At 61.4% G+C, this 22,390-nt stretch carries 13 protein-coding genes; 12 read left to right on the top strand and 1 reads right to left on the bottom strand.

Annotated elements, in window-relative coordinates; genetic code table 11:
* Window positions 1–103: 103 nt before the first annotated feature.
* From ACM1PE_RS17090 to ACM1PE_RS17065, 6 genes are all read left to right on the top strand, one after another.
* Complete coding sequence (locus ACM1PE_RS17090) at window positions 104–11,782, top strand: hemagglutinin repeat-containing protein (protein WP_419343847.1); 11,679 nt, start codon at window positions 104–106, stop codon at window positions 11,780–11,782.
* A 28-nt stretch (window positions 11,783–11,810) separates the two neighbouring features.
* Window positions 11,811–12,239, top strand: a complete 429-nt coding sequence (locus ACM1PE_RS17085; RefSeq protein ID WP_251881792.1) for a hypothetical protein — start codon at window positions 11,811–11,813, stop codon at window positions 12,237–12,239.
* A 117-nt stretch (window positions 12,240–12,356) separates the two neighbouring features.
* Window positions 12,357–12,620 carry a transposase gene (locus ACM1PE_RS17080; protein ID WP_251881790.1) on the top strand — a complete coding sequence of 88 codons (264 nt, stop codon included), beginning with the start codon at window positions 12,357–12,359 and terminating at the stop codon, window positions 12,618–12,620.
* 104 nt (window positions 12,621–12,724) lie between these two features.
* On the top strand, window positions 12,725–13,390 hold the full coding sequence (locus tag ACM1PE_RS17075) for a hypothetical protein (RefSeq protein WP_251881788.1): 666 nt from the start codon (window positions 12,725–12,727) through the stop codon (window positions 13,388–13,390).
* A complete protein-coding gene (locus tag ACM1PE_RS17070) occupies window positions 13,387–14,148 on the top strand; it encodes a tetratricopeptide repeat protein (protein ID WP_059372738.1) in 762 nt (253 codons plus the stop codon). Before ACM1PE_RS17075 ends, ACM1PE_RS17070 begins: the two co-directional genes overlap by 4 nt.
* Before the next feature lie 174 nt (window positions 14,149–14,322).
* On the top strand, window positions 14,323–14,871 hold the full coding sequence (locus tag ACM1PE_RS17065; protein WP_175181474.1) for a DUF6990 domain-containing protein: 549 nt from the start codon (window positions 14,323–14,325) through the stop codon (window positions 14,869–14,871).
* A gap of 79 nt (window positions 14,872–14,950) precedes the next feature.
* Here ACM1PE_RS17065 and ACM1PE_RS17060 read toward each other — a convergent pair whose 3' ends face one another.
* Window positions 14,951–15,334: a transposase gene (locus ACM1PE_RS17060; RefSeq protein ID WP_419340565.1), complete on the bottom strand. Its 384-nt coding sequence runs from the start codon at window positions 15,332–15,334 to the stop codon at window positions 14,951–14,953.
* Window positions 15,335–15,827: 493 nt separating this feature from the next.
* Between ACM1PE_RS17060 and ACM1PE_RS17055 the strand changes: the two genes are divergently transcribed.
* From ACM1PE_RS17055 to ACM1PE_RS17030, 6 genes are all read left to right on the top strand, one after another.
* The gene (locus ACM1PE_RS17055) at window positions 15,828–16,082 is read left to right on the top strand and encodes a MafI family immunity protein (RefSeq protein WP_419340564.1); all 255 of its coding nucleotides are present in this window, start codon (window positions 15,828–15,830) and stop codon (window positions 16,080–16,082) included.
* Window positions 16,083–16,265: 183 nt separating this feature from the next.
* The gene (gene imm45, locus ACM1PE_RS17050) at window positions 16,266–16,589 is read left to right on the top strand and encodes an Imm45 family immunity protein (protein WP_419340563.1); all 324 of its coding nucleotides are present in this window, start codon (window positions 16,266–16,268) and stop codon (window positions 16,587–16,589) included.
* A gap of 183 nt (window positions 16,590–16,772) precedes the next feature.
* The gene (locus ACM1PE_RS17045; RefSeq protein WP_419340562.1) at window positions 16,773–17,471 is read left to right on the top strand and encodes a transposase; all 699 of its coding nucleotides are present in this window, start codon (window positions 16,773–16,775) and stop codon (window positions 17,469–17,471) included.
* Between the two features lie 707 nt (window positions 17,472–18,178).
* A complete protein-coding gene (locus tag ACM1PE_RS17040; protein ID WP_419340561.1) occupies window positions 18,179–18,958 on the top strand; it encodes a hypothetical protein in 780 nt (259 codons plus the stop codon).
* A gap of 910 nt (window positions 18,959–19,868) precedes the next feature.
* On the top strand, window positions 19,869–20,543 hold the full coding sequence (locus tag ACM1PE_RS17035) for a class I SAM-dependent methyltransferase (RefSeq protein ID WP_419340560.1): 675 nt from the start codon (window positions 19,869–19,871) through the stop codon (window positions 20,541–20,543).
* A 113-nt stretch (window positions 20,544–20,656) separates the two neighbouring features.
* Window positions 20,657–22,387, top strand: coding sequence for an Hsp70 family protein (locus ACM1PE_RS17030; protein WP_419340559.1), 1,731 nt, complete (start codon window positions 20,657–20,659; stop codon window positions 22,385–22,387).
* Window positions 22,388–22,390: the final 3 nt, after the last annotated feature.

The following is a 22,390-nucleotide window of genomic DNA, read 5'->3' as shown; positions in this document are numbered from 1 at the left end:
CACGGCTGTCACCGGACAGGTGGAAGCGCTGGGCCGCGCGCGGCTGCAGTCCGGAGCAGGCATTTCGCTTGCGGGTAGCCTGAGCGGTAATCAGGGCGTGGACATGCGCGCGGCGGGTCCGCTCGCCATCAGCGGCGCGGTGGGCGCGGCAGCGGGTGAACTGACGCTGGCTTCCGGCGGCGACCTGTCGGTCAGCGGCAGCGCGCAGGCAGGCGGCCCGGTCAGGTTGAGCACGCAGGGCGCGCTGAACGTGGCGGGTACGGTCTCCTCGCTGGCCGGATTGACGGCCCAGGCCGCGCGCGATGCCGCGGTCGACGGCAAACTGCTGGCCGGCGGTCCGCTGCTGCTGGAAGCGATAGGCCAGGTGGCGGCGGGCGCGGACTCGCGTCTGCAATCGGACGGCGCCATGCAGCTGCGCGCCGGCCAGAGCATGCTTCTTGCCGGCGTGGCGGAAACCAATGCCGGCCTGACGCTGGGCGCGGGCCGCGACCTGCGCGTGGACGGCGCGGCGCTGGCTTATGGCGGCGTCTTGTCGATGGATGCGGGCCAGGATCTGCGTTTGACCAATGCCAGCCGCACGCAGGGCGAGGGCGTGTCGGCGCGCGCGGGCGGTGACCTGCAGGCGGACGGCGCGATGGCCGCGCGCGGCGATATCGCGTTGACCGCGGGGCGCGATGCGCAGCTCGGCGGCAAGACGGTCGCCACCAACGACGTGACGCTGAAGGGCGGACGCAATCTGGCCATTGCGCAGGGCGCGCAGCTGGAAGCGGAACGTTCCGCGCAGATCCAGGCAGGGCAGGACGCCACGCTGGCCGGCGCTGTGCGCACCAATCAGGGCATACGCGTCGACGCCGCCGGCAAGCTGCGGCTGGACGGAGAAACTTCGTCTGTCGCGGGCGCCATCGATTTGCTCGCAGGCGGCGACCTGTCCGTGGGCGCGCAGGGCAAGGCATACGCGGGCGGCGCGCTCAGCGGCGCAAGCGGCGGCGCGTTGCGCGTGGATGGCGAACTGGCCGGCCAGGGCGCGTTGACCTTCGTATCGGTGGGCGGCGCAACGGTGGACGGCAAGCTGCTGTCGGGCGACGCCTTGTCGTTGCGGGCAGGCAAGGACCTGCGCACGGGACAGACGGCGCAGCTGCAATCGTCCAAGAACATGACGCTGAGTGCGGGCCAGGACGCCAGCCTCGCGGGCGCTGCCCTGAGCGATGGCGGCATCGCGATCGACGCCACACGCGAGCTGCGCGTGGACGGCAGCGCGCTGGCCTACGGCGGCGGCTTGTCCATGAACGCCGGCAGCGATCTGCTGCTGGGCGCGGCCAGCAAGACGCAGGGCAAGGGCGTCACGGCCCAAGCCGGGCGCGACCTCATCACCGCCGGTGAAATGGTGGCGGCGGGATCAGCCGGCCTCACGGCGGGCCGCGACGCGGTGTTCGGCGCCAAGCTCGGCGCCGACGGCGACTTGACGCTGCGCGCGCAGGAATCGGCGAAGGTCACGGGCGAACTGCAAGCGACGGGCGCGGCCAGCCTGCAAGCCGGCGGCGACGTGGCGCTGTCGGGCAGCCTGCTCAGCAACCAAGGCACGGAACTGCGGGCGGGAGGCGCGCTGGACCTCAGCGGCACGGCCGGCGCGGCTTCGGGCGCATTGACCCTGGCCTCGGACGGCGACATGACGGTGGGCGGCAGCGCCCAATCCGGCGGCCCCTTGTCCATGGTCGCGAAGGGCGCGCTGAAGGTGGCGGGCACAGTGTCCTCGCTAGCCGGCTTGACGGCGCAAGCGGGAACCGATGCAACGGTCACAGGCAAGCTGCTGGCCGGCGGCCCGCTGCTGCTGGAGGCGATAGGACAGTTGCAGGCCGGCGCGGATGCGCGTCTGCAATCCGAAGACGCAGTGGCCCTGCGCGCGGGGCAGGACCTGGTCCTGGCCGGCGAGGCGGAAGCCAACAAGGGCGTGACGCTGGATGCCGGGCGCGACCTGCAGGTGGACGGCGCGGCGCTGGCCTACGGCGGCCAATTGGCCATGAACGCGGGCAAGGACCTGCGCTTGGGCGACGCCAGTCGCACGCAGGGCGTGGGCGTGGAGGCGCGCGCCATGGGCGATCTGCTGGCGGGCGGCGCCATGGCCGCGCGTGGCGACATTCTCCTGAGCGCGGGACGCGACGCGCGCATTGACAGCAAGGCCGCTGCCACCGGCAACACCTCGCTGATTGCCGCGCGTGACCTTGCCATGGGCAAGACGGCGCAATGGGACGTCGAAGGCGCGTCGCGCGCCCAGGCCGGCCAGGGCATGACGCTGGCCGGCGCCTGGCGCGGCAACGGCGACATGAACATCGACGCCGCGGGCAAGCTGTCCGTGGACGGCACGCTTGCCGCCAGTGCTGGCGGCCTGAGCTTGAACGCCGGCGGCGACCTGTCGATGGGGGAACTGGCGCGGGTCGCGGCCAAGGGCGCGGTCAACGTCACGACGCTGGGCGATCTCCGCGTGGCGGGCGCGCTCAGTTCGTTGGACGCCCTGACGCTACAGGCCGCGCGCAACGCGGCCGTGGCGGGGCAGGTCTACGCGGCGCGCGGTTTGGACCTGAAGGCAGGCCAGACGCTGACGGCGGCAGGCGGCTCGCACCTGCAATCCGACGCCTCGATGACGCTTGCGGCCGGGCAGGATCTGAACCTCGCCGGCACGGCGCTGGCCGAAGGCGCCATGTCGCTGGACGCATCGCGCGACCTGCGCGTGGACGGCAATGCACTCGCCTATGGCGGAGCGCTGCAGCTCAAGAGCGGCAATGACCTGCTGCTGGGCGCGGGCAGCCAGCTGCAAGGCAAGGGCGTGCAGGCTGACGCCGGGCGCGACCTGGCGCTGGGCGGCGTTCTGGTGTCCACCGCGGGCGCGGAACTCCAGGCGGTGCGCGATGCGCGCGTGGACGGCAAGCTGGGCGCCGACGGCGCGCTGGATCTTGGCGCCGGGGGCAATCTGCGCATCGGCGCGGCGGCGCAACTGGACGCCGCGGACCAGGCGCGCATTGCGGCTGCGGGCAACCTGGAGATGGCCGGCGTCGTGCGCGGCGACAAGGGCGCAAGCCTGGATGCCGGAGGTCGCCTGGATATGTCCGGCACGGCGGCATCCGCCAACGGCGCCCTGGACCTGAAAGCGGGTGAAGACCTGGCTCTGGCGGCCGGCAGCCGCGCGCTGTCTGGCGGCGCGCTGCAGGCGAGCGCGGGCGGTTCGCTGACGGCGGCGGGCACGATTTCCTCGCTGGCCGATCTGATCCTGGACGCGGTCGCCAACATCAGCCTCGACGGCCAGAACCTGGCCGCCGGCAACCTGACCCTTCAGGCGGGCGGCGCTTTGGCCACCGGCGCGAACGCGCGCCTGCAGGCCGATGGCTCGGTCGATGTGCAGGCCGACAGCGCCACCTTGGCGGGCACGCTGGTGGCCGGGCAAGCCGCGACGCTGCGGATCGACAAGGATCTGGCGGTAGACGGCACGGTCCTGGCCGACGCGGGCGCGCTCACGGTGGAGAGCGGCGGCGCCATGACACTGGGCGGCGCCAGCGCGCTGCAAGCGGGCGGACAGTTGCAAGCGCGGGCCGGCGGCAAGCTGCTGGCCAACGGCACGATTTCGGGCGAGCAGGACATTACGCTGAAGGCGGGCACGGACGCCGAACTGAACGGCAAGACCGTCGCCAACGGCACGCTGCGCGCAGACGCGGCCGGGGACCTGAGCATCGGCCAGGCCGGCCTGGCCCAGGGCAGCAGCAAGTTGCTGCTGGGCGCGGGCCAGGACTTGCGCATTGCTGGCACGGCGGGCACCGCCACGGGCGCCGGCGCCGCGGGCGGCAGCTTGCAGGCGCAGGCGGGCCGCGACCTGTTCATCACGGGCACGGTGACCGCCGGTTCGCCCATCGTCCTGGGCACGCAGCGCGACATCCGCATCGACGGCATCGCCACGGCGCTGGAAGGCGGCCTGACGGCCGACGCGGGCGGAAACCTGCTCGTCGGCGCGGGCGGCAAGATGCAGGCCTTCGACGGGCTGAACGCCCGCGCAGGCGGCAACCTGGGATCAGACGGCGTCATTGCCGCGGGCGGCGGCCTGACGCTCGCCGCAAGTGGAGACGTCCTGTTGGGCGGCCTTGCTGCCGCCCTGGGCGAACGCGCGGCGGGCAATGCCTCGATCACGGCGGGACGCGATCTCATCGTCAAACAGAACGGCCAACTGCAAGCCGCAGGCACGCTGACTGCCCGCGCGGATCGCGACCTGTACGCAACGGGCGCGCTGAGTTCGGTGGGCGACATGCTGCTGGCTGCCGCGCGCGACGCGCGTGTGGACGGCACTGCCGCCGCCGATGCCAACCTGACGCTGACGGGCCGCGACGTGACCGTCGGCGCGGCCGGGCTGGCGCAGGCCGGCCGCACGTTGACCGCCACCGCGCAAGGCGTGCTGCAGGCGGCGGGGCGCATGCTGGCTGGCGGCTCGCAAACCTTGACGGCGGGCGACAAGATCACGGTCGACGGCACGGTGGCCGCCTTGCAAGGCAACTTGGCGCTTACCACCCAGCGCGGCGATATCGCGCTGGGCGCGGCGTCGCGCCTGCAGGCAGGGGGCGCGCTGACCGCGCAGGCGGGGGGCGCGCTTACCGCGCTCGGCTCGGCCGTCGCGGAACAAGGCATGACCTTGCGGGCCGGCACGGACGCGACGCTGGGCGGCATCGCCGCCACGCAGGCAGGCGACCTGGTCGCTAGCGCCGGCGGCAAACTCACCGTCACGGCGGACGGCCGCTTGCAGTCCGGCGCGGCGCTGGACCTTAGCGCGGGCGGCGCGCTGCTCAACGCGGGCATCGCGTCCGCGGGTACGAATGCCAAGCTGTGGGCGGGATCCACGCTGGACAACACCGGCTCGGTGCTGGCTGGCGGCGATCTCATCGCCACCGCCTTGGGCCAACTTTCCAATGCTGGCCGCTTCGTGGCGGGCGTGGGCGCCGACGGCGCGCTCAGCCAGCCGGGCAGCATCAGATTGACCGGGGGTTCCATCGTTCATGGCGGCACCAGTCTCGCCGGCCGCGATCTGAGCCTGTCGGCAGGCAGTTTGAACCTGGCGGGCGGCAAGCTGTCCGCCATCGGCAAGGTCGCGCTGGCCACGCCGGGTGATATCGACAGCCGCAACGCGGTCGTGCAGGGCGGCGCCCTGGATATCGCCGCCGCCAATCTTCACAACCAGGGCGGCAAACTGACGTCCACGGGCGATGCCGCGATCAAGCTGAGCGGCGCGTTGAACAACACCGGCGGGGTGGTCGCCGCCGCCGGCGATGCGCGCATCGAAGCCGCAAGCATCGTCAACCGCGACGGCACGCTGGCAGCTCGCGACCTGACCGTCACGGCCACGGGCGCGGTGGACAACCGCGGCGGCCTGATCCAGGCCGACAACGTGCTGACGTTGAACGCCGCCAGCCTCGACAACAGCGGCACGCTGACCGCGGCCGGCACACCGCCCAAGGGCGTGCTGGGCAAGGTCGTCTCCATCATGGCCGACCGCGTCAACAACCAGGGCGGCTCCATCGAGGCGATCGAGGACCTGACCCTTACCACCAAGGAACTGGACAACACGGGCGGCGCCGTCGCCTCCCAAGGCAACGCGCGCATCGTCGCGGACACGCTCAAGAACGCCCAAGGCACGCTGCAGGCGGGCAAGAGCCTGACCGTCATCGCGCAGGCGCTGCAAGGGCTGGGCGTGCTGCAATCCGCGGGCGACCTGTCGTTCACGTATGCGGGCCCTCTGAACCAGGAGGGCGACATCTCCAGCGGCCGCGACCTCAACCTGTCGGTCGGCGGCGCGATGGACAACCGCGCCAAGATCAGCGCCGGCCGCGACCTGAGCATCTCGGCGGACTCGCTGAACAACCAGGCCTCCGGCCAATTGCTGGCCGGCGGCCAGAACCGCATCACGGTGACGCAGGGCCTGACCAACGCCGGCCTCATCGACGGAGGTTCCACCCGCATCACCGCGGGCCGCGTCGACAACACCGGCCGCATTTACGGCGATGCCGTGTCGATCCAGGCAGGCGCCCTGGTCAACGGCGCGGGCGCGGGCGGCGGCGCCGTCATCGCATCGCGCGCGAACATGGACCTGGGCGTGGGATCGCTCATCAACCGCGATCACGCGCTGATCTACTCGGGCGCCGACCTGCGCATCGGCGGCGCGCTGGATGCCGCCGGCCGCGCCATCGGCCAGGCCGGTTCGCTGCTGAACGCCTCCGCCACCATTGAAGCGGCAGGCAATGCCGACATCTCGGCCGCGTCCATCCGCAATCAGAACGACCGCTACACCAGCGAAACGGTGCAGGTGTCCAGCACGTCCAAGGTGTACTTCACCCCGGCCGGCACCACCGACATGTACGACGCCGAGACCAATTGGCTGTGCGACGAAGTGACGCCGATGTGCAGCAAGGATCCGGCCTGGCTGGACGACGATCCCGAACGCATGTTCCTGCTGCCGTCCACCAAGTATCCGGCGTCGCGGTATGGGCCGCCGTTTGATTACGCGCCTAGCAAGAAGGGCAGGGGTGGCGAGACGTCGCCTATCACGCCGACCTATACCCCGCGTGACGTCGGCTGCAGCGGCGGCGACGCGGCCGATCTTTGCTGGGACACGCCGGAGAAGTTCCTCTACGGTTCCGGAGAGCGTATCTGGGCTGTCTTCGGTGTCACGCCACCGTCCGGCCCGATGCCGGTCTGGGTGCCGCCGCTCTACGACAACTGCGCGATCATCGATGGCTGCGCTGCCGAGAACGCACGCCGCAAGGCCTACGAAGACGCCTACGCCGCGTACAAGGCGCCGCACATGGAGTTGGAAGCGCGCATCCGCGAGTTCAACGCCGACTTCAACAACCGCCTGGTGGGCACCTTCACCTACTACCGGGTGCAAGAGACGGTCACCGAAACCCGCACCCTGTCCTCCGACCCCGGCAAGATCCTGTCGGGCGGGGCCATGACGCTCACCGGCGCCGTCACCAACGACAAGAGCCAGATCGCCGCGGGCGGCACGCTCTCGGTAAACGGTCCCGCCATCAACAACATCGGCGCGGGCGGCGAGCGCACCATCACGCGCACAGGGACCATGACCGTCACCCAGGCGCGTTCGCGTGATCGCAAGGAATATTCCAGCGCTTACAACGCAACCCTGGCCGGCCAGCCCATCGAACTGCCGGTCGGCACGTCCGGCGGCAATGTCGCCGTCCAACTCAACGGCTCCAAGCCCGGCGCCAGCAATGGCGGCGCCGCGCCCGGACCGGTGCTGGTCGCCAGCGTCGGCCTGCCCGGCGGCACGGTGGTGCGCACCGTCTCCAATCCTGCCGGTATTCCGGACAGCCAGCTCTACACCGTCAACGGCAGGCCGGATGCGCCTTACGTCGTCGCCACCGATCCGCGTTTCGTCGGCCAGCGTCCAACCGTCTCCAGCGACTACCTGCTGGACCTGCTGAGCCAGCCGGGCGCGCTGCCCGGCACCACCATCGGCAACGGCGCCGGCTCGGGCGGCGGCCTGGCAGGCCAACGCAACGACCAGCCCGGCGCGGCCGGCACGGTCAATGCGGGCGTCGGTGCGGGTTCGGTCTCGACCCCGGGTCAAGGCGGCACGTCCGTTGGCGCCAGCGGCGGCCTGAACGGCCAGCGCCTGGACGCGCAAGGCGCCTCCGGACCCGCCGGCGCCGCGTTCGGCGCGGGCGGCTCGCTCTCCGCCAGTGGCGCCACCGCTGCGGCCGACGGCCAGAACCTGTCCGGCGCGCGCCTGGGCAGCTGGGATTCCCTGGTACCCGCAGGCGCCAAATTCCTGACGCCTTCGGGCCAACCCAAGCGCCTGGGCGACGGCTTCTATGAACAGAAGCTCGTGTCCGATCAGATCCTGGCCACCACCGGCCAGCGCTTCCTCGACAAGTACAGCGACAACGACGGCCAGTACAAGGCCCTGCTCGCAGCCGGCGCGCAATTCGCTCGCGACAACGGCATCCAGCTCGGCGTCGCGCTGACCGAGGCGCAACAGCGCCAGCTCACCACCGACCTGGTCTGGCTGGTCGAACAGACCGTCACGCTGCCCGACGGCACCACCGAGACCGTGCTGGTCCCGCAGGTCTACCTGCTGGTGCGCGAAGGCGACCTGAAGGGCGACGGCACCCTCATGGCCGGCCGCAACGTCAAGCTGGAGGCCGAAGGCGACATCGTCAACAGCGGCACCATCGGCGCGCGCGAAGCCACCGTCATGACCGCCGGCAACATCGTCAACCAGGGCGGCGGGCTGATCCAGGGTTCCACCGTCGACCTCGCCGCACGCGAGGACCTGACCAACCTGGTATCGCTGATCAAAGGCGACAACGTCGCCCTGAAGGCGGGGAACGACATCGCCCTGACGTCCACCGCGGCGTCCGAGAACTTCGGCAGCACCTGGGGCACGCACGTCAGCGGCGTGGCCCGTGTCGATGCCGGCAGCCTCAACATGCAGGCCGGCCGCGATATCACCCTGACCGCGGCGCAAGTCTCGGTCAAGGACGACGCGCGCCTGCAGGCTGGGCGCGACATCGCGCTGGAGACGCTTACGGAGAGTCATGGCGAATCGCTGGTCTTGAAGAAGAACAACCGCCACGACCTGAGCACCAGTTCGGAAGTCGGCTCGACCATCGCTGCGGGAGGCAACCTCACGCTGGTCGCGGGGCAGGACGTCAATGCGCGCGCGGCCGAAGTCACCGCCGGCAAGCAGCTGGCGGTGGGCGCCGGACGCGACATCAACCTGGTCGCCGGCGTGGAAACCGGCTCGGCCTACGACGAGGTCCGCTACAAGACCAAGAGCTTCCTGTCGTCCAAGACCACGCACACCATCACCTCCAGCGACTGGGAACAGGCCAAGGGGTCGACCTTTACCGGCGATACGGCGGTGTTGATGGCTGGGCGGGATTTGAATGTGGTGGGGTCGAATGTCGGCGCGCAGAAGGACCTGGTCATGTCCGCTGAACGCGACGTGAACATCCTGCCTGGCCAGAACGCCGAGGACAGCTACAACTACAAGATGGTCAAGAAGTCCGGCTTCGGCGCGATGGGCGGCATCAGCTACGGCAGCAGCAAGCAGACCGACTGGATCGACGGCAAGAAAGTCTTCAACACCGCCAGCACGGTGGGCAGCGTCGAAGGCGATGTGCTGATCAAGGCCGGTGAAGCGCTGAACATCACGGGCAGCAACCTCCTGGCGCGCCAGGGCGACATGACGCTGATCGGCAAGGAGGTCAACATCGCCGCGGCGCTCGATACCGCGCGCGAGAAGGAGTTTCATGAGATCAAGCAGACCGGGTTGACGCTCACTGCCAGCAACCCCTTGGTCAGTGCCGTGCAGACCGGCGCGCGCATGGCCGATGCGGCAGGCAAGACGGACAACACCGTCATGAAGGGTCTCGCCGGGGTAACCACCGGCATCGCGGGCGTCAACGCCTACGACGCCGTCCGCAAGTCCGCCCTGGCCGCCCAAGCGGCGGAGTTGGCCGAGCCTGGTTCAAGCAACAAGATCGACCAGGTAGGCGGTGTCAGCATCAAGCTCAGTCTGGGCACTAGCAAGAGCACCAGCACCACCGACCGCAGCTCGTCCAACGCCTACGGTTCGACCGTCACTGCCGGCAAGGACCTGACCATCGTTGCGCAAGGCGCGGGCAAGGACTCGGACATCACTGTCACAGGCTCGAATGTGTCGGCGGGCAACAACGTGGTGCTCAAGGCCGAAGGCGACGTAGTGCTGCAGGCCGCGCGCAACGCCTTCGAACAGAAGACCGAAAGCAAGAGCAGCAGCGGCAGCATCGGCATCGGCTTCTCGACCGGCGGCGAGCGCAACGGCTTCACGTTGGAACTGGGCGCCTCGGTTGGCCGGGGTACGGCCAACGGCAAGGACGAAAGCTGGACCAACAGCCATGTCACGGCAGGCAACGTGTTGGCGATCCAGTCGGGTGGGGACACCACGCTCAAGGGTGCGACAGGGGAGGCGGATCGCATCATCGCGTCCGTGGGCGGCAACCTGCTGCTGGAAAGCCTGCAGGACAGCAGTAAGTACGACTCCAAGAACAAGAGCGCCGGCTTCGGGCTGAGCTTGTGCATACCGCCGTTCTGCGCCGGGGCCAGCAGTTTCTCGGCCAACGCCAGCACCGGCAAGATGAACAGCAACTTCAAGTCCGTCATGGAGCAGACGGGCTTGCGGGCAGGCGATGGCGGCTTCCAGATCGATGTCAAGAACAACACCACATTGATCGGCAGCGTCATCGCCAGCAGCGACCAGGCCGTGGCGGACGGGCTGAACAAGCTCGACACCGGCACACTGATCACGGAGAGCATCAAGAACAGCGCCAAGTACAGCGGCGGCCAGGTCTCGATAGGCGGGGGCTTCGGCTTCGGCGGATCCAAGGGAGCGGATCCCGGGTTGGGGACCACCAAGGACGGCCAGGTGGCAGGCGGCGCCAGCAAGGACCATGCCACGTCCATCGCCACGGGCAGCAGCGGCTTCGGCATGGGCACGCCCATCGTCGTGGGCGCCAAGGGCAGCGGCGACTCGACCACGCAAAGCGCCATCAGTGGCGGCACGGTCGTGATTCGTGACGTGGCTGCGCAGCAGGATCTGAGCGGGATGACCGCGGCGGAAACGATCGCGGCGTTGAACCGGGATACCTCGGATACGTTGAATGCGCTGAAGCCGATTTTTGACAAGGAGAAGATCGAGGCGGGGTTTGAGATTGCGTCGGAAGCGCAGCGGCAAGTGGGGCAGTTTTTGACGAATCGGGCGAAGGAAGCGAAGGCGCTCAAAGACGCCATCGATAGTACCCCGGAGGGCTCGCGTAGAGACCGATTGGTCGAGCAATATAAAGAAGCTCAGAAATGGGGGCCGGGCGGCATGTATCGGCAAGCGCTGACGGCCCTCACCTTGGCGGCTGGTGGAAACGTGACTGGCGGCGCGGGCGAGTTCGTGCAAGCGGCGGCAGTGAACTATCTGCAAAGTCTGGGTGCGGCCAAGATCAAGGAGATTTCCCCGATGCTGGGAGGGGAAGGCTCTCCGGGGCAGATTGCATTGCATGCGCTCTTGGGTTGCGCAGGTGCGGCAGCGAAAAGCAGCGGATGCGGCGGTGGCGCTGCCGGGGCATCGGCAGGAATTGCTATTAGCAAGCTGATGGATGAGGCCTTCGGGACGGCGGCCGACAAGTTGGATCCGGCCGAGCGCGAAGCACGGATCAACCTGGTGACCAGTCTGCTGGCTGGATTGACGGCCACGTTGGACCCGCAAGCAGTGGCTGCGGTGAATGAGGCTGCGCGGTTGGAGTTGGAGAACAACCAGTTTGGATTGCCTATTCCTGCCATTCAAGGCACTGGAGGTCTTATTGGCGCCACAAATAGACGTGGCCTGCCTGGAAATGATTCGACTTCTCAAGGTCAAATAGACCGATTGTTGGGGCGTAGCCCAGAATCGAAAACTCTCGAGGAGAGAATTGGTCAAGAGCTGCAACAGCGCTGGAACGATCTATTCGCGCCGATAATGAGTGAGGACGGAGCGGGGCAGAGACCATCCAAAACTCCGAACAAAGGTGAACCAGGTGAATGGGTTAAAAATCCAGGAAGTGGTCAGGAGCGGCTCTATGGAGACGATGGAAGACCCAGCGTTGACATAGATGCTGACCATGATCATGGTCAAGGAAATCCCCATGCGCACAATTGGGATAGGGATGACAAAGGAAGTCCAGTAAGGGGGCCGGGAAATCCGGTTTCAAAGTGGCCAAGGTAATGCAGTGTGAGACGTGGAGATTTAATAAATGAATGGGCTTGAATTGCAATACTCAGATTTTCACGATGCTGAGCTTGTTGGAATTGAACATGTTTCATTCGAAAGAAAGGCAGTGCTTACTTTCAAACGGGTTTTTGGAGATAGAGCTCGTATAGTTCTGGAAGGAGTTGAATCCATCCGTGTTTGTGACTATATTTTTCAAAATGTGGTATCTAGATTATTCGACTCCATGCAGGAGGGTTTCTTTCATACCAATTTATTGGATGGCCACGTGGAATGGTTATATACGCTATCGGACGGAACTTGTAGGGTAAACGATCTAACCCTGACTGAAGCGAAGACCGATGTTAGAGACGGGAAAATTCGGTTGTTTGTATTAGAGCCATCTTGGGGGGCTGAGTTGGTGTGCTTGTGTGCGTCGATAAGACCGGAATATAAACTCGAAAATCAGAGTTGATAACAGAGGTCGAAAAAAGGTGTCAGACTACATTTTTCAAATATGGAAATATAGTCTAAGTTAGCTCGGGTTTTCCGGACACCAGAAGAAGTAGATAATACTTGAAGGAGGTGTCCCATGGATAAATCCAAGCCCGAAAACCAGCCGCTCGAAGCCAAACGCCAGCGTCACACCCGAGAGTTCAAGATCGAGGCGGTGAGGCAACTGGAGGAAGGCAAGGTCAGCGGCACGCGACTATCGCTGATGTTGGGCGTGAAGCGCTCGATTATCTACCGGTGGAAGAAGGAGCTGGCGACGCACGGCCCAGACGTCTCCTTTCCCGGTAAAGGCAAGGCGCGCACCGACGAGCAAAGTAAATATGCATGTGAGCTTCCTTATTGATCAATGACCGAGGCCGGCTTATCAAGCGCTCGAATCATACGATCGTCAAGTGTCGCAACAAAGCGAGCCTGTTCCAATCATTCAACACTCTCACGGAAGATCCGATGTCCAGATTTGTTCCTACGCTGCTTGCCACGATTCTCGTGCTTGCTGCCCCTTCGGCGTTGGCGGCAGGCAGTTCGCCCGCGTCGGCAAGCGAGGCGTTCCGCCTGTTCGCAAGATGTGATGCATCGTTGTTTAATGCGCTCAAGAAGAATCCGAATCTGTTTGGAACAGCGGCAGAGGTAAGAAATCGGGGCAAGGCGGCGACCATCGCGGTTGGCAACCCGCTCGCCGAGAAGGGGCGGGATCAGGTCTTCAGTGAGCCGCTTGAGGTTGACGGGCTGCGCCTGATCGCCTGGCACGATGAAGTTTCCTATGACTCTGAATTGGGCGGCTTCCTATACTGGGGGTTCACGGCGGAAGGCAGCCTCAAAGCCGTAGTCAAGAAAATCAATGCCGTCTTGCCCGCCTCGGGAAAACTTGTCGAATCGGGCGAGGGCTGGGTTCGTGCCGAAATTCGCATGATCGGCGACCCGGCAGACGCATGGCGCCCGAGCAGCGTCGGCACGGATACGGCGACCCCGAAGGGAAGCGTTGAGCGCGTACTCATGATCGAGAGTGACGGCGCCGACAAGACTACCGTCTCTTGCTCGCTCCAGGGGTCAATTACGCCACCGCTGCTCCAGGCCCAGCGTCCCGATCTGACCAACGCCGAGTATCCGCAATGAAGCTGCGTATCTTGGCAACGCTGGCTGTCCCGCTGGCTCTGCTTTCGGCATGCGCCGTTACGCCGAGAGCGGGTCTTGCGGATCGTTCGGCGACGAGCCAGACTAGCCCGTGCAAGCAGGTGGCCTCCATGACATTCACTGAGGACGGTCGAGGGTTCGAAGATCCGGACCACGCCATTCAGCTGCTGTCCACTTGTCTTTCAAACTTGCCCGACGCGCCGCCCGATTTTCGGGCGCTGGCGCTGCACGTGCGTGCCCGAGCGCATGAGCAAAAGAAGGACTATACGCATGCCATTGCAGACCGCGAGGAAGCGTTGCGCTTGAGGCCTCCACGTACGGGCTGGGACATCATCGCACTTGCCAGCGATTATCGGGATGACGGGCAACCGGAACGGGCGGTCGAGTTGCTTCGGAAAATGCTCCAGGACAATATGGGTCTTAGAGGCAAGGGCACGACCCCTGGCATGCCGAGTTACTACCATCTTGGCCGGTCGCTGCTCGAAGTACAGCAGTGGTCGAGTGCCGCAGAAGCCTTTTCCGAAGGCATGAGCTACCAACAGGATTATGTCTGGGCATACGCCTATCGCAGTCTGGCCTACGACCGGATGGAGCAGCCGGAACTGGCGCGGGCCGACATTGATAAGGTACGTTCCTTGATCGGGAAGTCCAAACCAGATGGCCGCGAGCGAGACCGCCAGGCCCTTCAGAAGCCGCCATTCGTAGAATTATTGGCGAAGTATCCTGAGCAAGGAAATTAGGTAATCAAAAAAGGTGTCAGACTACATTTTCCAAATCTGAAAATTTAGTCTGACACCTTTTTTAATTTGGAACCTTAAAAAGGTGTCAGACTACATTTTTCACAGCTGAAAATGTAGTCTGACACCTTTTTTTGGTATTCCAGTCGAGCCGCTGCGTTTTCCCGGAGCTAAGAAATGACAGAGATTGAAATTACTTCAATTCTTGAAAAATGTGGATGGAGTTGCAAACCTGACGAGGTGGGCGATCATTTTTGTGTGCTGGATTTCGGCGATAAGATGATCCGGATATTTCCAACGATTCGCAAGCGATCTGATCATCTTAGAGTTACGTTCATGCCGTCGATATCTTGCAAGCCGTTTTCACAAGCAGTCTCGCGTATTTTTGGGGAAAATATTGAATATGAGCCGATTGTAGTTAGAAATAGTCCGCCAAGAAAAATGTTGGAATTATCAACTGGCGATGTGTTGGGGTTGGCTGAAGAGGCTATCTCCTGGGCTGACGCCGAGAGTCTTGAATCTGGGCTGGCAATATATAGAAGTTTGCCAACGGATGCCAAGGGCGCGATGCCGCTTCGCCATTTGGCAGCCCTAGCAATGGCGCGCGAAGTGGATATTCTCGTGTCCTATAGAGATAGCTTCGAAAGAGGTAATCGACTTGGCTTTGTTCTGTATGTAACTACAGAAATGCTTGATAGAGCGATTCTGATTGCTAGGGAAAAATAAAAATTGGAAGGTGCAGGGAATAAGATGTTAGACCCTGCAAGAAAATAAGGTAGTCAGACTCTGAGGTTTCCCCACGAATTCATCGGCATCCTCCCATGGATTCGGCGGTGTCGTGGGGGAATTGCAAAAGCCCAAGCACCGACGTTTCAGTCAAAGCCAGAGCCCGCTCGGCATAGATCATGACGCCCAGCGTAAGCAACGAGATGGTCGGCCGGTCTTTGCGGTTGTTGGATTCATAGGCCGGCCTTAGTTTCCGACTCTCAGCCAGCTTGCCGACCAGCCACAGCAGGAACGTCGCCAACGCGTGGATTAACAACAAGATCTGCAGGCGCGCAGCGCCTGCGCTTTGACTGTCTTCGAAGGAGAACCCGAACTGATGGGATTTCAAACTTCGGAAGGTGCATTCAATGCTCATGCGCTTGCGGTAGACCTCGACGATATCGCGCGCATCCGTGTCGACCAACCCCGGCGAGGCGCACAGCAACCAGGGTGAGAAAAGGTGTCAGACTACATTTTCCATATCTAAAAATGTAGTCTGACACCTTTTTTTGCGAATTGCTGTTGCCAGAGAAGCGGGGGTTGATGTGAATGTTAGTGTTCATGGATTTGACGATCCGTTGAAGCCCGCTATTCAAAAGGCTAAAGGGTGGGAGAGTTTTAGTACTTGGGGTGAAGCGATTAGTGCTCGTATAAATAAGCAGTCAGGATGCTTCTCTACTTCCAATCCTTACGGCTCATCAGATTTGCCATGTGTTACTGGAGGAGGTAAGTAATGAAACCTTTTTTGTATGAGCTTCCAATTTTGCCGGATGCCTTTCAATTTCCTGCTGATTACTTAAGTGTAGTTATGGCGGATGAGGGTTTGGATATCGTAAAAAGGTGTCAGACTACATTTTCCAACGCTGGAAATGTAGTCTGACACCTTTTTTGTGTCATAAACATATAAATTGATTTCTATGTACTTGGATCGAATTATAGGATTTGGAAATAAATTCAAAGGAAGAATTAGCTCCTTCCTGCTTCAGGGCGCGTTGGACTATATCTCATACAATGAAGAGAGCTTGGCCTTCGAAATTCTATGTGATCATCTTTGTGAGTACGATATCTTGATAACGGATGAGGAGTATGTGGAGGCTATTAAATTGGCTTCTGACCTGGGATTAAGTTTGGAAGAAGGACCTTTCAAGCACTTGGCAGGACTAAGAAAATAAGCAGTGAGAAAAGGGTGTCAGACTGGAGTTACCAGGGTTCAGTGGACAGGAGTAGCATCTGGAGAAAAAGGTGTTGGACTACATTTCCAAGTCTGAAAATGTAGTCCGACACTTTTTTTGACTTCTATTTCAAGAAGCCGGCAGATGGTTCAGGGCGTCATAATTTAAAGGTTAAATAGATAAATGGGTGAAAAAATCATTGAGTCCACTGTCGATTCAATTCAACGTGGAAACGTTCTCAGAATTCGTGGAAAATATCCATATGAAGAATGGGTGGATTTCATGATTTATGAAGTGCCGGCAGATGAAAAAACCTACGGTCTGCTTGTTACTTCTGGATATAAGGCAGGATCAGTTGTGGTTCATCTTCCGAAAGAAAGCCATGCGGAGCTATCTGGGGTGGATAAAGGCTGGGTGATAGCTAATTGGGAGCGATGGATATATCCGGAATGTGATGTGTCGGATGTATATTTGATTGATGGATATAACACCCTCTGGAAAGACTAAATCTTCCATAGTTGAAATTTTTACCTAGATACTATTTTCGAAAGATGTTAAGGGGGGGGGGCGGCGAAGATGGACGCTCGATGCGGGACTTCCGGTTGAGTGAGCACTTTGTCCCGCAATGCTCCAATGGCTCGGGGAAAAATGCTAGCGTGGATTCGATCAAACATCGAGTTAGGAGCACCAATGGCCCCACGCCTGGCGCGCGTAGTGATCGCGCATACACCTCATCATGTTGTGCAACGCGGTCATAGCCGCCAAGCAATCTTCACTGCGCCAGAAGACTATCAAGCGTATTTGTGCGACCTCAAAGAGAAAAGTACGGAACTTGAGGTCCGAGTATATGCATATTGTCTGATGACCAATCATGTGCATCTGCTCCTGATGCCGACGGACGAACCGATGGCGTTGGCGAAATTAATGCAGGAGATAGGCCGGCGCGCGACGCGGAGATGGAATCAACGCTGGGGGCGCTCAGGGACGTTATGGGAGAGTCGCTATAAGTCGAACGTCGTGCAGACAGAAGCCTACCTGCTGGCGTGTTGTAGATACATCGAACTTAACCCGGTGCGAGCGCACATGACAGGACACGCGGCAGACTACCCTTGGTCGAGCTACAGAGGTCGTATGGGGATGGCTGACGATGGGATTCTGGAACTGCATCCCTTGTATCTGGCGCTTGGTTGTTCGGAGGACGAGCGTCGAACTGTTTATCGCAGCTACGTGGAATCAGCGGTGTCCACTGAAGAAATTGAGTGTATTCGACAATCGACTCAGTCAGGAAACCCGCTTGGGTCGCAAGCGTATTGTGTGAGTTTGGAAAATGGCCTGCATCGACAGGTGGTTACCCGACGGCGCGGGCGGCCAGCGAAAATTGTAGTCTGACACCTTTATTAGATAAGCATTTTTTTAAGGCTGCTGACTAGGTCAAAAAAAGGTATCAGACTCTGAAAAAAGGTGTCAGACTACATTTTCCACAGATGAAAATGTAGTCTGACACCTTTTTTGCGCTAGGAGAGTCGACAGCTGCCGGCGGGGCGATAGATCCACTATTTGATCCCACGTCGAACTCATGGTGGGGAATCGAAAATCTAGAGAAGAATTTGGAAATTAATTATGAGTACAGGTATTGGGATGCTGGTCATTTGTTTAATATTCATGTTTCTAACATGGTGTTTGTTTGGTCGAGTGGAACGTCATGGCAAACTGGAAAAATTCTTGTACTGGCTGAAATCGACCGCAATCACAGCTTTTGCTCTTGTGTTGTGGTTTTTATATAGTGAGCCAAGTTGGAATGTTCTATATTCCTCTTTGTTTTCTTTTGGATTTGCTGGATTTATGAATCTCTGCCGATCTCAGGCTGGCATGATGTTTACGTAGAAGGTAGGTGTTAATTTATTTTTTGTTGGAAAATAAGGTGTCAGACTACATTTATAATTAAGAAACTCCATGACCCGCCGTTATTAATCAGAGGAACCACAGCCAAGTTCCTGACCGATTGGGCTGCAAAGATCCTGAACAGGCCACGCTTGGTCTGCCATAAAGCAGCCCTAGCGAAGCAGCGACGGCCAACGCACATCATGGAGCAATACATGCGGAAGAAACTCCCCATACTGCGGGTCATCCGCCAGACCTTGGATTATCTAGGCGACCATGGCGGACGGCTGATCGGCGCATCGCCGCTATTGATCCTGATTCTGCTAGGTGGCGTGGTCTTGGGCATGTATCTGAACGACATGGCATATGTCGAGCAGAGCAAACTGCTGGAGCTGGCCGGATGGATGGTGAGTACCGCCGCCCCAGTCCTGGCGGCGGTGGCTTGGCATCGGTGCATCCTTCTAAACGAAACTCCTGCGCCTCGCCCCGTGGCAGGCAAGCCCGAACGCATGTATTTCATCGTACTGTTGGTGAGTGCCGCGTTAGCGTTCGTGGTTGCGCTTCTGGTCTACATCGTGATGCTGTTTTCCGAGGGACCAGCCGGCCCGCATTGGCTTGGCATGGTGCTGGTGCTGTTGTTGATATTGTCGCCGTGCTTTTTCCTGGGATATTTCTTTCTGGCGTTGCCGCACGCGGCCTTGACCGGCAGATTGGACCTGCCGCGGATTGCGGGGCTGGTGAAGGGCAACCGGTTACGCCTGCTGGCGGTGGCCATGTTGCCGGTGCCGCTATTGCTCTTGCTAGAGGCTGTCCGGATCTTTCTGCTACAGATGCCGCGGACGCCGGGCGTCGCGTTTTATCTGTACTCCGCCATTTCCACATTCGCCTTTACTTTGGTTTCCGTGACTTCGATGTCCGTCAGCTATCGGACGCTGGCTTTGACGCCCTCGGAAGAACGCGCGAATTCCTCGCTCGCAGCGTGTGGTGCGGATTGATTTTCAGGTGATTCGCCATGGATAGCGCGATGACCGATTGCCCATGGGAGAAGATTGATGGATTTTTCTCTCTAAACGAGTACGAGAGATTTCTGAAGTGGATTGTGGTACAGGTAGATGCAGGTTTGGCAGTCGAGGTTGCCGTGCAAAGCCGGTACCAGATTTTCGGTCTGGAAGAACGGTGGTTTCAGTGCGTTGCCTCGCGCGAACTGTGGCGATTGGTCGCTCCTGATGCTCCCTTTAGAGGTTGCTGGGAGGCATGTATACACCTCGGCAGGTAGCACCAACCAAGGCGGCGGCCTGGAGTTGAATGACCTTCTTGCGTTGCCTGAAGGAGCGGCAAGGTAGTCGGAGTGGCGCGACTGTCTTGTCAATGTCCGTTAGTCGGCATGATGTTGTATGCATGAAAATTAGTAAAACGGTGTTTATTTTTGGCGCCATTCGACCAAAAATAAAAAAATAAGAGCGCCATTAAGAATGGTCGTACCTAGACGTTAGAAATAAGTAGATGGGGCATAGCGTCTGGCTTCCATCCGTAACGGCACGACGCAAAGATCCTGTCTCAATGCAGCGCTGCGGGGCGATGCATTGGGGAAACGCTGGACAGGTGAATTAATAAACAGCCATCCATCGGGCGCCCAGCCAGGATCCTCTCCACGCAATGCGTTTATGTCCAAGGCTCTGGACGGACGCGGCGCGGCCTGTGGCTGCCGTAGCGGTATCGGACTGAAAAATCTTCGAATAAATAATATCCCGCCTGAGATAGCTACGATTCGTCGGCTGTCGGCAAGGTCAAGGAAGAATTCGAATAAAGAATGGACCTCACAAAAAACAAGTGAGGCTGGCGGCCCGCGGGGGCTGCTTTGGTACTTGGTGCCATACGGGTTTGCTTTTGAAGTTCTGGAGGATCATGAAGTTCGTCAAAAAAATACCTTACGCGCTGAAGCGCGCCGTTTTTCGCGCGTCTCCGGCTCTTGCCAGAATCCTAGGCCTTGATTTCCGCTTGCGGGTGCCCAGCCGGATGTTCATGGAGCAAGAGGTCTTCAAGTATGTCAATCAGCAGTTCCGGCGCGCAACGACCGCTCCGGCGGCGAGGTGCTTGTTCATCGGCCTGGACAAGCACAATTGGCATTACGACCGGTTGCTGGACCTCGACTTTTATTCAATAGATTTGAATCCGCGCAATGCGGCCTACGGCCCGCCCGGCAGACACGTGGTAGGTTCGGCGACCGAATTGTCTTCGCACTATCCGCCGAACAGCTTCGATGTGGTTTTTGCGAATGGGCTGATCGGTTTCGGCCTGGATACCGAGGAAGCGTTCAATCAGTTGATGTTCGAATGCCATCACGTCTTGGCCAGCGACGGGATGCTGGTGCTTGGCTACAACGACAAACCCGACCGCCTGAGCTTCAAGGTTGAACAGGCCGCGGGTTTTGAGGTTTTCAAGACTTTTGAGCCTGGCATAACAGGAATGACTGGCGCGCGTCACATCGTGGAGGACGGGTTCCGGCATTGCTATGTGTTTCTGCGGCCGCGGCGCTTGGGTCATGCTGCGGGCCAGTTGGATCTGGTTGCTGCGGCCTGACCTGGCCGCGCCCGCTACATTTCTCTCCTTCCTGGCCGTTAATCGTAGGTCCATGGGGCGTTTCGCGCTTGCGCGGAGCGCCCGCATTATTGGAACCGAAACAGGCTTTTCTCATGATCATCGGTATCGACCTGGGTACGACAAATAGTTTGGCGGCGCTGTGGCAGGACGGCCGGGCGCGCCTGGTACCCAATCCGTTGGGGAGCTTTCTGACACCCTCCTGCGTAAGTCTGGATGAAGATGGCCGCGTATTGGTGGGGCAGGCCGCCCAAGAGCGCCTTCAAACGCATCCCGAGCGCACCGCCGCGTTGTTCAAGCGGCACATGGGCAGCGACAAGCTGTTCCAGTTGGGCGACCAGGAGTTCCGGGCGGAAGAACTATCGTCGCTGGTGCTGCGCGCGCTGAAGGCAGACGCCGAAGCCGTGTTGGGCTATCCGGTCACCGAGGCCGTGATCAGCGTGCCGGCCTACTTTTCCGATACGCAGCGCAAGGCAACGCGCAACGCGGGGAAGCTGGCGGGCCTGACCGTCGAACGTCTGGTCAACGAACCCACCGCGGCCGCGCTGGCCTATGGCCTGCACCAGAGCGAGGACGAGACCCAGTTCCTGGTTTTTGACCTTGGTGGCGGCACGTTCGATGTGTCGGTGCTGGAACTGTTCGAAGGCGTGATGGAGGTGCGCGCCACGGCTGGCGACAACTTCCTTGGCGGCGAGGATTTCGTCAATGAGATCGTTCAGAAGTTCTTCGATACCCATGCGCGGGCCGCGGCCGCGCGCGAGGACCGGCGCTTCATGCAACGGTTGCTGGCGCAGGCTGAAAGCGCCAAGCGCCAGTTGTCGACCCAACCTGCCGCCCGCATTGCGTTGGACTGGCGCGGCGAAGAGTATGCGCTCGAATTGAGCCAGGAACTGCTTGGGCAGTTGTGCGCGCCGCTGCTGACGCGTTTGCGCATGCCGGTTGAGCGCTCATTGCGCGACGCCAACATCAAGAGCCAGGACATTGCTACCGTGGTGCTGGCGGGCGGCGCCACGCGCATGCCGCTGGTGCGCCAGCTGGTCACGCGCATGTTCGGCCGCTTTCCGAATGCCGAGATGGATCCCGATCAAGTGGTGGCGGCTGGCGCTGCGGTGATGGCGGGACTGAAGATGAAGGACCAGGCGCTGGAAGAGGTCGTGATGACCGACGTATGCCCCTACACGCTGGGCATCAGTACCACGCGCACCACCTCGTCCGGACAGCGTCTGCCAGGCCAGTTTGCACCCATCATCGAACGCAACACCATCGTGCCCGTCAGCCGCCAGGAAACATACATGCCGATGGAAGACGGCCAGGGCGAGGTCGAGCTGCACATCTACCAGGGGGAGTCCCGCCTTGTCCGCGACAACATCCTGCTAGGCACTCTGAACATGTCGTTGCCGCGCTTGTCGCGTCTGGAAAGCGCCATCAACGTGCGTTTTACCTATGACGTGAATGGCTTGCTGGAGGTCGAGGCTGCGCTGGCGCGAGGCGGCGCGGCACAACGTCTGGTGATCCAGGGCGGCGGCGCGCAGATGAGCGACGCCGATATCCAGCGCCGCTTGGGCGAACTGGCCGAGTTGAAGATCCATCCTCGGGAACTGGCGGTCAACCGCGCCTTGGTGGCGCGGGCCGAGCGCGTCTACCAGGTGCTGCGTGGCGATGACCGCGAACTGCTCGCCCACGAAATAGTGCTGTTTGAACAGGCGCTGGAAACCCAGGAGGAGCGGCTTGCCGTGCGTGCCGCAGAGCGGCTGCGTCGCGTGGTCGACGTGCTTGAACGGGCCGCCGTGTTTGCTCCAGGCTTTGATCCCACGCAACAGGACTAGTAC

Source organism: Achromobacter sp. PD1, from assembly GCF_048541815.1.
In the GTDB taxonomy this organism is placed as follows: domain Bacteria; phylum Pseudomonadota; class Gammaproteobacteria; order Burkholderiales; family Burkholderiaceae_B; genus Achromobacter; species Achromobacter bronchisepticus_A.
Note: the sequence above shows the minus strand (reverse complement) of the source record. Positions and strands in the feature narration are given on the sequence as shown.